This is a genomic window from Clostridium merdae (assembly GCF_900176635.1).
Lineage (GTDB): Bacteria > Bacillota > Clostridia > Oscillospirales > Acutalibacteraceae > Faecalispora > Faecalispora merdae.
Genome location: NZ_FXLN01000004.1, coordinates 82,060 through 96,183, shown reverse-complemented (window position 1 = coordinate 96,183; position 14,124 = coordinate 82,060). Strand labels below are relative to the sequence as shown.

Below are 14,124 nucleotides of genomic sequence, written 5' to 3'. Positions count from 1 at the left end.
TATACTCGGTTATACCAGCGCAACAACGTTCAAAGCTTCTACCGCTATGGCAAATATTTGCCGGGATCCCGCAAGTTGTATTTCAAGTAACCAAAGGAATATAACAATTACTGCACGACAATAAAAAGCAATTGAGCCTTTCAGGACGGGAACACTACCTACTGCGAGCATGAACTGCGCAGCAGGACTCTTGTAAATTGGGAGATTCTTTTTTCTCCTCTACAATCCGCATTAACTCTTGACGCATCGCTTCAACTGGTGCTTTTTTCCCGCTCCAAAGTTCAATTTGTGCAACACCCTGATACAAAGACATCCCTAATCCGTTTTGTACACAGCAGCCTTTTTCTTCCGCATCCAGCAAAAACTGAGTTTTTGCTGGATTGTAGCATGCGTCAAAGTAGAACTGCCCAGCTTGTATGTATTCTTTTTGCAGAGGACTGCGGCCGATGCTGTCCCCCATTCCCACCCCGCTTGCATTGATTACTACATTGCAAACGGCCAACTTTGAAAAATCCTCATGGTGCACAAATTCAGCCACCGGAGCAAAATTTTGATTAATGTCTTCAACCAGAGCTTTTGCACAGGGCTCAAAAACATCTGTAATATAAATCTTTTGGGCACCATAATAGGCCAAAACCGAACACATGGCGCGCCCTGCTCCTCCGCCGCCAAAGCAGAAAAACACACTTTGATCTACCTTGACACCTGCCTCCTGCGTTAAAGAAGTATAAAACCCGATTCCGTCAGTGTTATAGCCAATTAACTTACCATCAGGGGTTTTAACTACGGTGTTGCATGCCCCCATTTTTTGACATAGTGGATCCAACTCATCGAGATAGCGCAGTACCCGAACCTTGTTGGGTTTTGTAACAGCAAAGCCCGCAGTATTCATATACCGCAGTCCATTGACAATATCTCCTAAATGCTCTTTATCCGCTTCGGTATAGAAATAAATCATATTGAGGCCTGCCGCTTGATACCCTACGTTCTGCATTTGAGCTGCAAAGGACTGTGAAAGTGGCGTACCGATGAGGGTAATTATTTTTGTATTAACATCAATTATCATCCTGTAACCTCTTTTTCATGTAAAGAAGAAATAAGTGCTACGTAACCATTACACACCTTAATCTTAAGAAAGTTTATGAATTGCAGAATATGTGCAAAGGCACTTATAACCTAAAAACAAACTGGAATTTCTTAATCCATGTTATTGGTAGCAAAGTACGCTTTTGCCTTATTAATGCAGTTTCTAGCATGACCAGCCGCTCCGAATTGCTTAATATATTCTAAATTAGGCAACTCAATGGAGATAGGTAGGTTTGGCATTGCCTGTATCATTCCACAAATATCCATAATTCCATCCCCTGGGTAAAGTCGAGCTTCCCGAGCGATGTGTAATAAGAAGGGATCATTAATATTACCTGCAACACAATCTCCATCCAAACAGTTGGGACCGTCACACAAATGAATAAACCGAAAATATTTTGGATTTGTGCGAGCCAATTCTGCGGCTGTCACTCCTGCACGCCCGGCGTGAAGAATATCCACTAGAAGGAACAAGTTATCACGTTGTAACTCATCAACCAGTGTAATACCCTCTTGCAAATTGCGAACTCCAGCCCATGGTAAGAATTCAATGTTATAATTCAGTCCATAGCGAGCCGCCATATCTGCAATTAGCCCTGCCTGCTCCATATAAAATTTACGATCTCGAACCCAAACGCTACCAAGCACATCCGTAGCTCCCAGCTTGGCAGCCGCTTCAAATGCAGGCTCATACTCATTGATGTCAATGTCTGGCCGAATACGAGCCAGCTCAATATCCAAAAGAGAGATATCGTATTCTGCCAGTGCTTCCTTTACTGCCTGAAAAAGCTGGATGTCTTTATGTAATAAAAATTCTGGTTCACCGGGCAAATGCATGGGAATGGTTCGCAGACTGACATAGTCATACCCTGCTTCTTTTGCGATTCTAATCTGTTCTATAGGATGAATTCCTGGAATCGTTAAGCAGGCCAATGAATAGGTTCTCATTCTAAATTCCCTCATTCTAATTAAAATAGGCTGCCACAACAAATGAATTGCGACAGCCCCCCTAATCCATTACTTATGAGATTTTGCGTGGGAAGGGCTAACATATTTGCCGTTTTCCTTTTTCACCAATCGGCCGTTGTCAACCAACTCGTTAGGAGAATAAATATCGTTAATGTTCCAGCAGCCAGGGGTTGGAACCACAATATTTTCCATGGGAACATCCAGCAAATATGGCTCGTCGGCTTCCAAAGCCTCTTTGAGTGCAACAGAGAAATCGTCGGCAGATACTACTTTTCTGGATTTTATGCCATATCCCTGCGCAATGACAGACCACTCAGGAGTATAACGCTCTCCGTCGGGAGTATGAAACACGGTACCAAAACGGGTATTATAGTTCGCGGCCTCAAGACCGGCAATTGTGCCAAACGCGGCATTGTTCATAACTACCCAAACCACATTGATACCATACTCTTTGGCTGCAGCCAGCACGGATGGATTGGTACCAAAGCCGCCATCACCAATTAGCGTGATTACCTTTTTGTCGGGAGCAGCCAGCTTAACACCCAACAAAGCAGCGGAACCAAAGCCCATTGTAGCTAGACCGGAGCAGTGGTGAATCGAGCCGGGAAGCTCAATATCGTACTGCTGTGCCATGCCGTTTTTATTCCAACCTACATCCGTTACGATGATGGCATCGCTAGGTAAAAGTGATTTCACGTCCCGCAGGATGCGCTGAGGCGTCATGGGGAAACGCTCATCATCGCAAATGGGTTGGTTTTCCTCTTTAAAATGGGCTTTTTCTTTTGCAATCGTTTCACGTAATTCTGGATTACTACGGCCCTCCGGGCAAAGTAGCTTTACTTCCGCCAAAATTTGCTTCAAGGCGGGCTTCAAATCTGCAATCGCTCCAATATCCACAGGATAATTGCGGCCAATTTCACTGGGGTCTATGTCAATTTGCAAGAAACGAGTTCTCTCAGAATCAAAAGTAACTCCCTCATACCAGCTGGAACTGTCTGCCTCGGCCAAACGAGTGCCCAGAGCCAAAATGACGTCTGCCTCGGTGGTCATTTTATGGGTTAGTTCAAAACCCCAGAAGCCAGTCTGACCCAACATTAAGGGGTGAGTATCGGGAACACAGCCCTGCCCCATTAACGTGCGGGAAATCGGAATATCCAAATACTCTGCCAAAGCGGCAAGCTCATCGGAAGCACCGGAGGAAAGAATGCCACCGCCTGCGTGGAGAACAGGCTGTTTTGCAGCTACCAATCTACTAGCAATTTCTTTGGCAACATCGGGATCCAGAGCGGGCCGAACCGTAACTCGACTATCACGATAAGTACGGGCAAAATACTCTGTATCAATTTCCTGCGAAAATATATCCATAGGTACAGAAATCAGCACAGGGCCGGGGCGGCCGCTTTCTGCCAAGCGAAATGCCTTATCCAGAATTTCAGGCATCATCTCGGGAGTATCCACTCGCCAAGCGCGCTTGACAAAGGGCTTATAAATGTCGTATTGGCTGCCGTCACAGTGCATGTTTACTTCTTGGTGGGGGTGTTTGCCATAATAGTAGCTGGGAACGTCTCCAGCGATGACCACCATTGGAATAGAATCCAGAGCGGCGTTTAGCACACCGGTAGTAGCATTGGATAGCCCAGGGCCAAGGTGGCACATCACTACGCTTGCCTTTTTGGTGATGCGTGCGTAGCCGTCTGCTGCAGTAGATGCAATCTGCTCATGGCGAACAGAGATAAATTTCAATTTTGAATCTTTGAGTGCGTCAAGCATAGCAATCACGGTATGGCCGCAAAGGCCAAACACATATTTTACATCTCTGCGCTCAAGATAATCGACAATTTGGTGAGATAAAAGCTTTTTCATATAGTAAGTACATCCTTTCCAACATTTAGTAACGATTCAGATTTATGTCATGTGAATTTGGACAGGAGAGCTAATTCGGTGGCTTTATTCTAAACAAAGTTAGGCAAAAAGTCCAATTGATGATTTTAATGACCAGCAAAAGATTTTTAATAAGGTCCCAATGGTGACTTTTAGAGCCATGCGTGGTATTCTGAATATAAGTCAAATTTGGGAGGGTGTTTTATGACCATACAACAGCTAAAGTGCTTTTCCGTTATGGCGGAGGTTCTTCACTACACCAAGGCTGCCAACCAGCTTTATGTCTCTCAACCTAGCTTAAGCTACTCCATTTCGGAGTTAGAAAAGGAATTGGGCTTTCCGCTGTTTGAACGCAGAGATAATAAGACGTATCTCACCCATTTCGGAGAGTCTATCTTACCCTATGTGAGGGTGGCTCTCGATAAGCTGGAGGCAATTCAAATAAAAGCCTATGAACTGGCCGATCCTTTCACAGGCTCGATTAATTTAGGAAACATATACAGCATCAGTTTTGACTTTATCCCCCAGCTTTTAGAGCGCTTTTATACCAACAAAGAAAATGGTAACATTACCGTTAGCTGCGTTCAGGGTGTAAATCGCCTGCTCATCGACAAATTGATGGAAGGATCTCTTGACCTGATTATCTCGGGAGAAAGCCGAGAACAAGACCTGATTAGTACGCAAATTTTCACTCAGGAGTTAAAATTGATTGTACCCCAAAACCATCCGTTGGCTGGAAGAGAGAGCGTCTTAATCAAAGATTTAAAAGACGAGGGCTTAATCTCTTTGGGGCCGAACAGCAATATTACCGGGCATATTTCTGCTTGCTTCCGAGAACGTGGTCTGGAGCCTAAATTTGTACTTAGTGTAGCGGAATGTTCTGCTATGGGGGCGTTTATTAGCTCTGAAATGGCGGTGGCAATCGCTCCTGTGGTTCCGTCCTTCCACAGCAACAATGTTTGTATTATCCCCTTTGCCCAACCAGACAACGAGCTGCTGGGTCGGAAAATTTATCTGCAATGGGTGAAGGAACGGTATTTACCCCCCACGGCTCGTAGACTGAGAGATTTTATTGTTGAGGAATTCGTAGAGAACAAATAGAACACGATATGTGGCTCCCCTAAATCATGAAGTAAAATATGGAACTGCTATAAAAACGGCAGATAAATCCCCCTTAGCATCGCGCGTTTTACGATGCTAAGGGGGATTTATGGTAGATTATAAAAATATTTTTGTTTTCACTAAAATAACGGTATTTTACATGAAGATTATTGAGAGATATACTTAAGCTGTGGATTTGGAATAATCGGATTTGTGAATAACATTCGGGAAAGGAGTTTGTAATATTACTATGTCTAATCTATCAAAGACAAAACAAATTACCATTTTGCAAACTAGCTTTGCAAAACGAGAGGATACGGTAGCATATCTGCAAGAAAAATTGCCGGGTGTTCGGGTAACGTATATTACCGATGACACCGTTTTGGCTGATGTTCGTGACGCTGGCACGCCCACCAAGGCTGTCATCGAGCGCACGATGCTTTATACAATGGCAGCCGAAAAGGCTGGAGCAGACCTAATCTTGTTCTCCTGCTCCACTATGGGAGATGTGGCAGAGCTATGTCAAAAATTTTCTTCTGTCCCTGTGGTGAGAATTGATGAGCCGATGGCTCGTGAGGCCGTCTCTCTTGGCAGCAAAATCGCTCTTATCTCCACTTTAATGACTACTCAGGCTCCTAGCCGCCGGCTGATTGAGAGACTCGGCCAAGAAGAAGGCAAAGAAATGCAGATTCACTCTGTTGTTCAGCAGGAAGCATGGGAAGCCCTCTCCTCCGGCGACGCAAAGCGTCACAACGAAATTTTGCTGGAAGAAATCTGCAAGCTAGACAGCATGGGCTACGATGCGATTGTTATGGCACAGGTAAGCATGCGAGCTCTTCTGCCTGACCTGAAGGATGTAAAAACTCCGCTGCTATGCAGTTTTTATTCCGGGCTGAACATGGTAGTGGAACGGATAAAGGGGTTGTAACTATGGAAATGAAGACAAGAGATATCCCCGCTCTGGAGGCTATGTGCAGCCAACTTCGGCAAGATGTAATTGCCATGGTGAGCAAGGCGGGTTCGGGGCATCCCGGTGGCTCCCTTTCAGCGGCAGAATACGTAACCGCTCTCTATTTTGACTCATTAGAAAATATAGACCCGAAAAATCCCCGTAAATATGACCGTGACCGTTTTGTTCTCTCTAAGGGACACTGCTGCCCCATTTTATATTCTGCGCTGGCACGAAAAGGGTACTTTGACGTGTCGAATCTGACTAAACTGCGAGAATATGGTTCTATTTTACAGGGTCACCCAGACATGAATAAGACACCCGGCGTTGACATCTCCTCCGGTTCCTTGGGCAACGGACTCGCGGTTGGGGTGGGGATGGCTTTATCCGCCAGAATGAAGAAGCTGAACTACAGAGTCTATGTCATGATGGGTGACGGTGAACTGCAGGAAGGCATGGTTTGGGAGGCAGCAATGTGCGCCGCCCACCATAAAGTAAAAAACATCATTGCGATTGTTGACTGTAATAACCTGCAAATCAACGGCACCATTGACGAGATTATGAGTGTAGAGCCCTTGCCCGACAAATGGCGGGCTTTCGGATGGAAAGTCATTCACGTGGCAGACGGCAACGATATGGAACAAGTTTTGGCTTCTCTTGATCAGGCGAAAAATACGGAAGGCCCAGTGGTGATACTGGCTAAGACAGTAAAGGGCAAGGGCGTCTCTTTTATGGAGAATGTGGCGGCATGGCATGGTCAGGCCCCCAACGCAAAGCAAGAAGAACAAGCTCTTGCTGAATTGAAAATGGGAGGCGGGCAGTAATGGGAATCGCAACAAGATTTGCTTTTGGCAAAGAGCTGACAGAGCTTGCGGCAACAAAAGACTTCGTAGTGTGTAACGCAGATACCAAGGCCTGCGCCTTGGAGAATTTTGGCAAGCTTTACCCAGAGCGGGAATTTTCCATTGGCATTGCAGAGCAAAACCTAATGGGTACAGCGGCAGGCTTTGCTAGCTGTGGAAATAAGGTCTTTGCTTCCACCTTTGCTGTTTTCACCAGTATGCGTGCCTGCGAACAGGTGCGGCAATTTATTTGCTACCCCAAACTGAATGTAACCGTAGTTGGTACCCATGTTGGTCTTCAGGTTGGGGGCGACGGAGCCACACATGCCGCGATTGAGGATGTGGCTATTTTTCGAGCCATGCCCAATATGACAATTGTGCAACCCTCCGACGAGGTATCTGCTAGGGCAGTCGCCAAAGCAGCCGTTGACTTTGAGGGACCGTTGTACATTCGACTTCACCGCAATCCGGCGGATGACATTCATGACCCGGCCTCCTATGAGTTTAAGCTAGGCAAGGCAGACACCATTGTGGACAATGGCAATGATGCAGTTGTTTTCGCCTCTGGCATTCTACTATCTAAAGCAATGGAGGCAGCCAAACGCCTTCGTGCGGAGGGCATTGGTGTTAAGGTAATTGAAATTCATACCATAAAGCCTTTGGATGAAGAAGCAATTATCAAGGCCGCCAAAGAGACTGGTGCCGTGGTCACAGTAGAGGATCACAATATCATAGGTGGATTAGGCTCTGCAGTTGCAGAGGTATTGAGCGAAAAAATCCCCACTCCTATGAAGCGTATTGGTGTGCAGGATCGATTTGCTTCCTCGGGAGATGCTGAGTTACTTTACGCTGAGCACAAAATGTCGGTACCAGATATTGTTTTTGCTGTAAAAGATGTAATGTCTAAAAAAAATTCCCGCTAACTTAATTGAATTACTGGATTTAAAAATTAGAATCTACCCAATATACAAGTGGAGCATGAATGAAATTTGATTGTATGCACCACATACATTTAGTCTGCACCTAATACGAGCAACGATGGTAAAAGAGCCGGTTAATAAAACCGGCTCTTTTGACTTGCAGATTGCATTTGCTTTTCGTCTGGGCATTGAAGCGATAGTATATATTCGCAAATTAGCTTGCAGATGGTATTGACAATTAAATAGAATGTAAGTAGAATTTACAGTAACGATTTAAAGTGATAAATTGAACAACATCTTGAAGAGCGCTGTGTTATAAGTTCATTTGTTGGGCAGCTTTATAAGAATATGGTAAGAGGTGAAATGAATGAGTGCAGTTACTATAAAAAACGTAATAATTGGAGAAGGAATCCCCAAAATTTGTGTTCCCATTGTAGCTAAAACGAAAAAAGAAATTCTTGAGGACGCGCTGGACATCACAAACAATCGGGTAGATATTGTAGAGTGGCGCGTAGACTGGTTTGAAAGTGCCCTAGATATTGAAAAAGTGAAGGATGTTCTTGAGGAACTGTCTTCTATTCTAGGTCAAATTCCGCTGCTGTTTACGTTGCGAACCGCAAGAGAAGGCGGTGTAATTGGCCTGGATGCGGAAACTTATCTGCAAATCAATCAGGCCGTCGTAGCAACCGGCTACGTGGATCTGATTGATGTAGAGGTATTGACTTGGGATGCAATTGCGCCAAAAATAATAGAAAGTGCCCACGCGGCAGGTGTGAAAGTAATTGGATCAAGCCATCAGTTTGACAACACACCTTCGAAGGAAGAAATGGTCAACCGGATGAGAAGCGCACAGGATTTGGGAGCCGATATCTGCAAAATCGCGGTTATGCCTCAAGACGAGATAGACGTTATCAAGCTATTGGAAGCTACGGTCATTATGCGACAGAAATATGCGGAGAAGCCTCTCGTTACAATGTCTATGGCTAAAACAGGGGTTATCAGCCGTGTTACTGGCGAGATATTCGGGTCTGCACTGACTTTCGGTACAGTAAAAAAAGCATCTGCACCTGGGCAAATTGATACCGAAAGACTCTATCATATTTTGCAGGAAATCCACCAAATCATTTAAAGTGTTAAAACAGATTACTTTAAAAAGCACTTTCCAATTCTTTCTGAAACTAAAAGGGTCGACACTTCAAAGTGTCGACCCTTTTAGTTTCGGACAAGGCCCTTTTATCTTTTACAATTTCTTTTCTAATTAAATCTCCAGATTAAAATCGCCAGATATTTCAAAACTCAAGGTTAAAGTTCTTAATTTGAACAACCTTCTCTATTGCCCTACCTAAATTAAAATAAAAAATTAAGCTTGAACAAAATTGAACTTGTTCAAGCTTAATACGTTTGGTTGCGGAGGCCAGATTTGAACTGACGACCTTCGGGTTATGAGCCCGACGAGCTACCGGACTGCTCCACTCCGCGATATTTTTGCAACCCTTCGTGAGCGCTTAACTATAATAACATCGCACACCTAAAAAGTCAAGCCTTTTTGAAAAAAATGTTAAATTAATGAAAAAGGCCTTTTTAATTTGCTTGTTCCCTCTCTTGGTTTGTGCTATACTTTTTTAAAATTTAGATGCAATGCAGTTAGGGAGTGCTCCGTAATGGTATCGATTCGAGAATATCAAGACAAAGATATTTCTATGTTAACAAAAATCTGGAATACAATTGTGGAGGAGGGGAATTCCTTTCCTCAAACTGATTCTCTCTCACTGGAGGAAGCGATAGATTTTTTTGCGGAACAAAGCTTTACCGCAGTGGCAGAAGAAAACGGTGTGATTATGGGATTATATATCCTACACCCAAACAACGTGGGGCGCTGTAATCACCAAGCCAATGCTGGGTATATGATACTGCCGTCATACAGAGGGAACGGAATAGGAACACTTCTAGTTCAGCATTCCTTAGAGAAAAGCAAAGCTCTTGGTTTTCAGCTTCTCCAATTTAATGCTGTAGTAAAAAGCAATATTCACGCTATTCGCTTATACCGCAAATTAGGCTTTGTAGAAATCGGTACCGTCCCACTTGGTTTTCGGATGAAAGACCACACCTACCAAGATATTATTTTATTTTACCATACGCTGTAACGCTTTTGCCACAACAAAACGTATGAGTATAGTCTCCTTCCTATTCCCTTCACTAAATTAGGTATAGAGAAGGAGTTTTTTATTGCAAAATTACAGTAATACAGGTTTAAATAATGCAATCTGATAAGAAAATTCAAAAAAAATCATTTTATTTCCTTAAAATAGATTGACTAAAAAATAACAACGTGATAAAATTCAATTATTCAGTTATATGCTTGTATCTATGGGGGCTTCATGTTTTCAATATAAGTATACTAACTATACAATTAACCCTAGTCGTTATATTTCCTTCTGTACAACATCTGAAATGTTGTTTTTAAACTGCTTATGACACACTTTTCCCATATATATTAAGTAATGAACCCCCAAAAGGGCCCGTCTATATTAGATGGGCCCTTTTGGGGGTTCAGGATATTTTACTGTTTACTATCACATCGCAGGGATGGCATAAGCCAATTTATTGGGGGGAGGGGACATCATGCAATTATTAAGCTGTTTTGATTCCTTCCTGAGTAAAATACGCATCAATTGATTCCAAATCATAATATTGTCCATTATGTATGAAACCGAGGTGCAAAAATCCGGGGTTATATTCCGCTCCATCTTTTTGCGCCGGTACAATGCATAACTCAATTAAATCGTTATGACTGACCTGTGTCAGCTTTCTGTCCAGCTCTTCTTTTGTTACCAGTATTCTCATTGGTGTTATACATCCTTTCTATTTATCACTCATTTTCTGTCTTTTATTATATCTTATCGATATGGTGAATCTTGTCAAATTATACGTTTATTTCCTGAATACATTAAAAATGGAGGTTTTATGAATATTTCGGCGATTAATTGTAATTCTTTCGTTAACAATGCCTAATATGCCAAAATATGCCACGAATCACTAGCGAAATATCTCTACAAATCAGTAATTTTGATTTTTACTATTCTTTTTAAGACCTTATTTCGACTGTATAAAATTCGAGTTTTTTTGCATAATTGTCGAATCTTCCGAATCAAATGAAAAGATGTCGAAAAAGTTTTTGTAACCTTGTTGACAAACAAAATAGCCCATGCTATAATACTCAAGCAGTCAAATGGTTGCAAAAAAAACATGCGAGAGTGGCGGAATTGGCAGACGCGCTAGATTCAGGTTCTAGTGAGCGCAAGCTCATAGGAGTTCAAGTCTCCTCCCTCGCACCAAACAGATTAGAAACAAATGTTTCTAATCTGTTTTTTTGTTTTCTACTTATCTTCAGGTAAAATAGGCCATTCTTGCCGTAAAAGCGGTGCTTTTTCATTTTATATAGAACTGTATTGCACCTCCCTTTTTCTGTTATAATAGTCTTATAAGAAAAAGAAATGGCTTTTTGTATCATCAGTATAGAATGGAGGCAAAAACGATGTCTGAAATTTACTTGGCTGGCGGTTGCTTTTGGGGAAGCGAAAAATATCTTTCCTCCATACCCGGGGTGCTTTCAACACAAGTTGGGTATGCGAACGGCTTAACACAGTCTCCCACCTACGAACAGGTTTGCAACCAAAACACGGGGCATGCCGAAACGGTAAAGGTTATTTACGACCCGCAAACGCTTTCTTTGGAGTATTTATTGGAGCTATACTACGATTCTATTAATCCCTTTTCGCTGAACCGGCAAGGCGGTGACGTTGGCAGCCAATACCGAACAGGTATTTATTATACCCAGGCAAGTGATTTACCGGTTATAGAAAAATCGCTTCAGCGGCTGCAACAGAAACACGATAGAAAAATTGCAATTGAGGTAAAGCCGCTTTCCAATTATTCTCCGGCAGAAGAGTACCACCAAAAATACCTTGATAAAAACCCCGGCGGCTACTGCCATATTGCTCCTGAAAAGTTTGAGAAAGCCAGCCGTGCTGTTATAAACCCCGCTCAATACCAACTGCCGAGTGAAGATACGCTTCGCAGCAAGCTAACCGACTTGCAATACAAAGTCACACAGCAGCAGGCGACGGAGCCTCCCTTTCAAAATGAGTTTGACCACGTATTCCAACCTGGTATTTATGTAGATATTACAACCGGAGAGCCTCTCTTCTCTTCCAGCGATAAATTCGATTCCGGGTGCGGCTGGCCAAGCTTTGCCAAGCCCATAGACCCCAATGTGGTGCAGGAGAAGTCTGACCTTACGCATGGAATGATTCGCACAGAAGTAAAAAGCCGTGTTGGTGATGCGCACTTGGGTCATGTGTTCCCGGACGGCCCTAAAGAGCTAGGTGGGCAGCGCTACTGTATTAACAGCGCGGCACTTCGGTTTATCCCCAAAGAAGAGATGGAAAAAGAGGGATACGGGCATTTGCTCCCACTCATTTCAGAATAAAGTTCTTTTCTATATACCAATTAAAAAGGCACTCTGATTTAGCTTCCGCTTTTTCAGAGTGTCTTATTTTTTATATAATAGTCTATCTCAAAGAAAAAAATCATTTTTTATATAAACGGTGTAAGGGTAATCCATATGATACCCCAGCTTTTCTGCTAAAGCAACGGAACGCAAATCGTGCGCATCCCAGCTAGGGTATAGACCACGTTTTAGGCATTCTAAAATCAAACCGGCTCCACAGGCAGTTGCAAGCCCTTTTCTTCGATACTCCGGGTTTGTATCGATTTCAATTTCGAGGCCACCTGAATACACACAGTAAGAGGAAGCACCGCTCACCGCTTTTCCTTTATATGTTACTACAACTCCTAACCCTTTCTGGCGGTATTCTTCATAACTGGGGAACTGGGAGCACAAATCCCGGGACCAATCCTCCTCTAGTAAAGAGTGGTATTGCTCTTCTTCAATAAATTCCAGCTGATAGCCCTCATCTAACACATCAATATAGCCATTTAATCGTTCTGGAGAAAACACATCCGGCTCTTTTCGAATGGCATATCGTGTTGCTTTGGTTACACGATTTCCCCACACCGATTGGAGTATTTGCTCCCATTCTGCATTTTGCAGAGCTATAATTGGCGATGCAGCTTTTGCTGCCAAAGCTGCCTTTGGAACACCCGCAAAGAAGCAAAAATCCCCTACCACTATTTGAGCCGCAGACGGATTTTGCTCATCATCCGTAAGAAAATAACCCATACAGCCATCCAAACAAGAACGAATCATCGCTTTTTCCCAGCCTGAAAAAATGGATGCTATCTGATTTAACTGCGCCATTGTGCCCCCTCTTTCAACTGGAATTTATATTCATTATAATTAACACAAAGTATAGCATAGAATGGTAATTGAATCCAGACCATAAAAAAAGACCTCCTGTATATAACCAGAGGTCTTTTTTATTTATCCGCCTATCCACTCTCCGCCGTTTACGTGCAGGGTTTGGCCTGTCATATAACGGGAGTCATCACAAGCAAGGTACACATAGGCCGGAGCAATCTCAAAGGGCTGACCCGCTCGCTTCATAGGAGTATTCACACCAAAGGACTGAATGGCTTCCGGCGGCTGAGAACCGGCAGCCGGCTGAAGCGGAGTCCAAAACGGGCCGGGTGCAACCGCATTCACGCGTATTCCCTTTTGCACCAAATTCAGTGCCAGCGAACGCGTGAACGACACAACCGCTCCCTTGGTGGCGGAATAATCAATCAAATTTTCGTCCCCGCGGTATGCAACGACAGATGCCGTATTGATAATGCTATCTCCTTCATGTAAATATGGAAGAGCATATCTCGTTAGAAAAAAGTAAGAATACACATTGGTAGCAAAGGTATTGTGCAGCTGCTCTGTGGTAATATCCGTAAAGTTTTTCTGCACGAATTGAACGGCGCAGTTATTTACCAATACATGAAGCCCACCGTATTGCCGAACAGTTAGCTCCACGACCTGTTTGCAGGTATCTTCACTGCGAAGATCGCCTTCCAACAACAGGCACTGGCCTTCATATTGCTCTTCAATGATTCGCTTTGTATCCTGCGCATCTTTGCGCTCATTGAGATACGCAATGGCAATATTCGCGCCTTCTTTGGCAAAAGCAACCGAAACCGCCCTGCCAATTCCACTATCCCCACCGGTAATGAGTGCCGTTTTTCCCTTTAGCTTACCACCTACCCGGTACTCCGGGTTCTCAAAAATCGGCAGCGGCTTCATCAAGTATTCCATGCCGGGTTGTACCGTCTGTTGTTGGGATGGAAATGCGACCGGTTCTTCTTTGCAGACTTGTTTGCTTGCATAGTACGGATAAATCGGATACATAAAGCAGAACTCCCTTTCCCCTCA

The 14,124-nt window shown here is 43.6% G+C and carries 13 protein-coding genes and 2 tRNA genes; 8 read left to right on the top strand and 7 right to left on the bottom strand.

Annotation, left to right across the window (positions count from 1 at the left end; genetic code table 11):
- Positions 1-154: 154 nt before the first annotated feature.
- The 3 genes from CAN90_RS05940 to CAN90_RS05930 form a co-directional block, all read right to left on the bottom strand.
- Complete coding sequence (locus CAN90_RS05940; protein WP_085832932.1) at positions 155-1,066, bottom strand: shikimate dehydrogenase family protein; 912 nt, start codon at positions 1,064-1,066, stop codon at positions 155-157.
- Positions 1,067-1,197: 131 nt separating this feature from the next.
- Positions 1,198-2,034 carry a sugar phosphate isomerase/epimerase family protein gene (locus CAN90_RS05935; protein WP_085832931.1) on the bottom strand — a complete coding sequence of 279 codons (837 nt, stop codon included), beginning with the start codon at positions 2,032-2,034 and terminating at the stop codon, positions 1,198-1,200.
- Positions 2,035-2,103: 69 nt separating this feature from the next.
- Positions 2,104-3,918: a thiamine pyrophosphate-binding protein gene (locus CAN90_RS05930; RefSeq protein ID WP_085832930.1), complete on the bottom strand. Its 1,815-nt coding sequence runs from the start codon at positions 3,916-3,918 to the stop codon at positions 2,104-2,106.
- Between the two features lie 222 nt (positions 3,919-4,140).
- On the opposite strand from CAN90_RS05930, the gene CAN90_RS05925 reads away from it, so the two are divergent.
- The 5 genes from CAN90_RS05925 (at position 4,141) to aroD (ending at position 8,877) form a co-directional block, all read left to right on the top strand.
- Positions 4,141-5,037 carry a LysR family transcriptional regulator gene (locus tag CAN90_RS05925; RefSeq protein ID WP_085832929.1) on the top strand — a complete coding sequence of 299 codons (897 nt, stop codon included), beginning with the start codon at positions 4,141-4,143 and terminating at the stop codon, positions 5,035-5,037.
- 250 nt (positions 5,038-5,287) lie between these two features.
- Positions 5,288-5,965, top strand: a complete 678-nt coding sequence (locus CAN90_RS05920; protein ID WP_085832928.1) for an aspartate/glutamate racemase family protein — start codon at positions 5,288-5,290, stop codon at positions 5,963-5,965.
- 8 nt (positions 5,966-5,973) lie between these two features.
- Positions 5,974-6,810, top strand: coding sequence for a 1-deoxy-D-xylulose-5-phosphate synthase N-terminal domain-containing protein (locus CAN90_RS05915; protein ID WP_143750840.1), 837 nt, complete (start codon positions 5,974-5,976; stop codon positions 6,808-6,810).
- Positions 6,810-7,751: a transketolase family protein gene (locus CAN90_RS05910; RefSeq protein ID WP_085832926.1), complete on the top strand. Its 942-nt coding sequence runs from the start codon at positions 6,810-6,812 to the stop codon at positions 7,749-7,751. The genes CAN90_RS05915 and CAN90_RS05910 overlap by 1 nt, the downstream gene beginning before the upstream one ends.
- Before the next feature lie 364 nt (positions 7,752-8,115).
- On the top strand, positions 8,116-8,877 hold the full coding sequence (gene aroD / locus CAN90_RS05905) for a type I 3-dehydroquinate dehydratase (RefSeq protein WP_085832925.1): 762 nt from the start codon (positions 8,116-8,118) through the stop codon (positions 8,875-8,877).
- 273 nt (positions 8,878-9,150) lie between these two features.
- Here aroD and CAN90_RS05900 read toward each other — a convergent pair.
- Positions 9,151-9,227 (bottom strand) — tRNA-Met (locus CAN90_RS05900).
- Between the two features lie 182 nt (positions 9,228-9,409).
- Here CAN90_RS05900 and CAN90_RS05895 point away from each other — a divergent pair.
- A complete protein-coding gene (locus CAN90_RS05895; RefSeq protein ID WP_085832924.1) occupies positions 9,410-9,892 on the top strand; it encodes a GNAT family N-acetyltransferase in 483 nt (160 codons plus the stop codon).
- Positions 9,893-10,379: 487 nt separating this feature from the next.
- On the opposite strand, the gene CAN90_RS05890 is transcribed toward CAN90_RS05895, so the two are convergent.
- Complete coding sequence (locus CAN90_RS05890; RefSeq protein ID WP_085832923.1) at positions 10,380-10,592, bottom strand: hypothetical protein; 213 nt, start codon at positions 10,590-10,592, stop codon at positions 10,380-10,382.
- A gap of 404 nt (positions 10,593-10,996) precedes the next feature.
- Between CAN90_RS05890 and CAN90_RS05885 the strand changes: the two genes are divergently transcribed.
- Positions 10,997-11,083, top strand: a tRNA-Leu gene (locus tag CAN90_RS05885).
- 200 nt (positions 11,084-11,283) lie between these two features.
- A complete protein-coding gene (gene msrB / locus CAN90_RS05880) occupies positions 11,284-12,237 on the top strand; it encodes a peptide-methionine (R)-S-oxide reductase MsrB (protein WP_085832922.1) in 954 nt (317 codons plus the stop codon).
- An 87-nt stretch (positions 12,238-12,324) separates the two neighbouring features.
- On the opposite strand, the gene CAN90_RS05875 is transcribed toward msrB, so the two are convergent.
- Both CAN90_RS05875 and CAN90_RS05870 read right to left on the bottom strand, forming a co-directional pair.
- On the bottom strand, positions 12,325-13,068 hold the full coding sequence (locus CAN90_RS05875) for a GNAT family N-acetyltransferase (protein WP_085832921.1): 744 nt from the start codon (positions 13,066-13,068) through the stop codon (positions 12,325-12,327).
- Between the two features lie 123 nt (positions 13,069-13,191).
- The gene (locus CAN90_RS05870; RefSeq protein WP_085832920.1) at positions 13,192-14,100 is read right to left on the bottom strand and encodes an SDR family oxidoreductase; all 909 of its coding nucleotides are present in this window, start codon (positions 14,098-14,100) and stop codon (positions 13,192-13,194) included.
- Between the last annotated feature and the right edge of the window lie 24 nt (positions 14,101-14,124).

Coding starts and splice junctions, on each gene's coding strand:
- CAN90_RS05935 (WP_085832931.1), bottom strand. CDS start 2,034: ATGAGAACCTATTCATTGGCCTGCTTAACGATTCCAGGAATTCATCCT.
- CAN90_RS05915 (WP_143750840.1), top strand. CDS start 5,974: ATGAAGACAAGAGATATCCCCGCTCTGGAGGCTATGTGCAGCCAACTT.
- CAN90_RS05910 (WP_085832926.1), top strand. CDS start 6,810: ATGGGAATCGCAACAAGATTTGCTTTTGGCAAAGAGCTGACAGAGCTT.
- CAN90_RS05870 (WP_085832920.1), bottom strand. CDS start 14,100: ATGTATCCGATTTATCCGTACTATGCAAGCAAACAAGTCTGCAAAGAA.
- CAN90_RS05895 (WP_085832924.1), top strand. CDS start 9,410: ATGGTATCGATTCGAGAATATCAAGACAAAGATATTTCTATGTTAACA.
- msrB (WP_085832922.1), top strand. CDS start 11,284: ATGTCTGAAATTTACTTGGCTGGCGGTTGCTTTTGGGGAAGCGAAAAA.
- CAN90_RS05940 (WP_085832932.1), bottom strand. CDS start 1,066: ATGATAATTGATGTTAATACAAAAATAATTACCCTCATCGGTACGCCA.
- CAN90_RS05890 (WP_085832923.1), bottom strand. CDS start 10,592: ATGAGAATACTGGTAACAAAAGAAGAGCTGGACAGAAAGCTGACACAG.
- CAN90_RS05875 (WP_085832921.1), bottom strand. CDS start 13,068: ATGGCGCAGTTAAATCAGATAGCATCCATTTTTTCAGGCTGGGAAAAA.
- CAN90_RS05930 (WP_085832930.1), bottom strand. CDS start 3,918: ATGAAAAAGCTTTTATCTCACCAAATTGTCGATTATCTTGAGCGCAGA.
- CAN90_RS05920 (WP_085832928.1), top strand. CDS start 5,288: ATGTCTAATCTATCAAAGACAAAACAAATTACCATTTTGCAAACTAGC.
- aroD (WP_085832925.1), top strand. CDS start 8,116: ATGAGTGCAGTTACTATAAAAAACGTAATAATTGGAGAAGGAATCCCC.
- CAN90_RS05925 (WP_085832929.1), top strand. CDS start 4,141: ATGACCATACAACAGCTAAAGTGCTTTTCCGTTATGGCGGAGGTTCTT.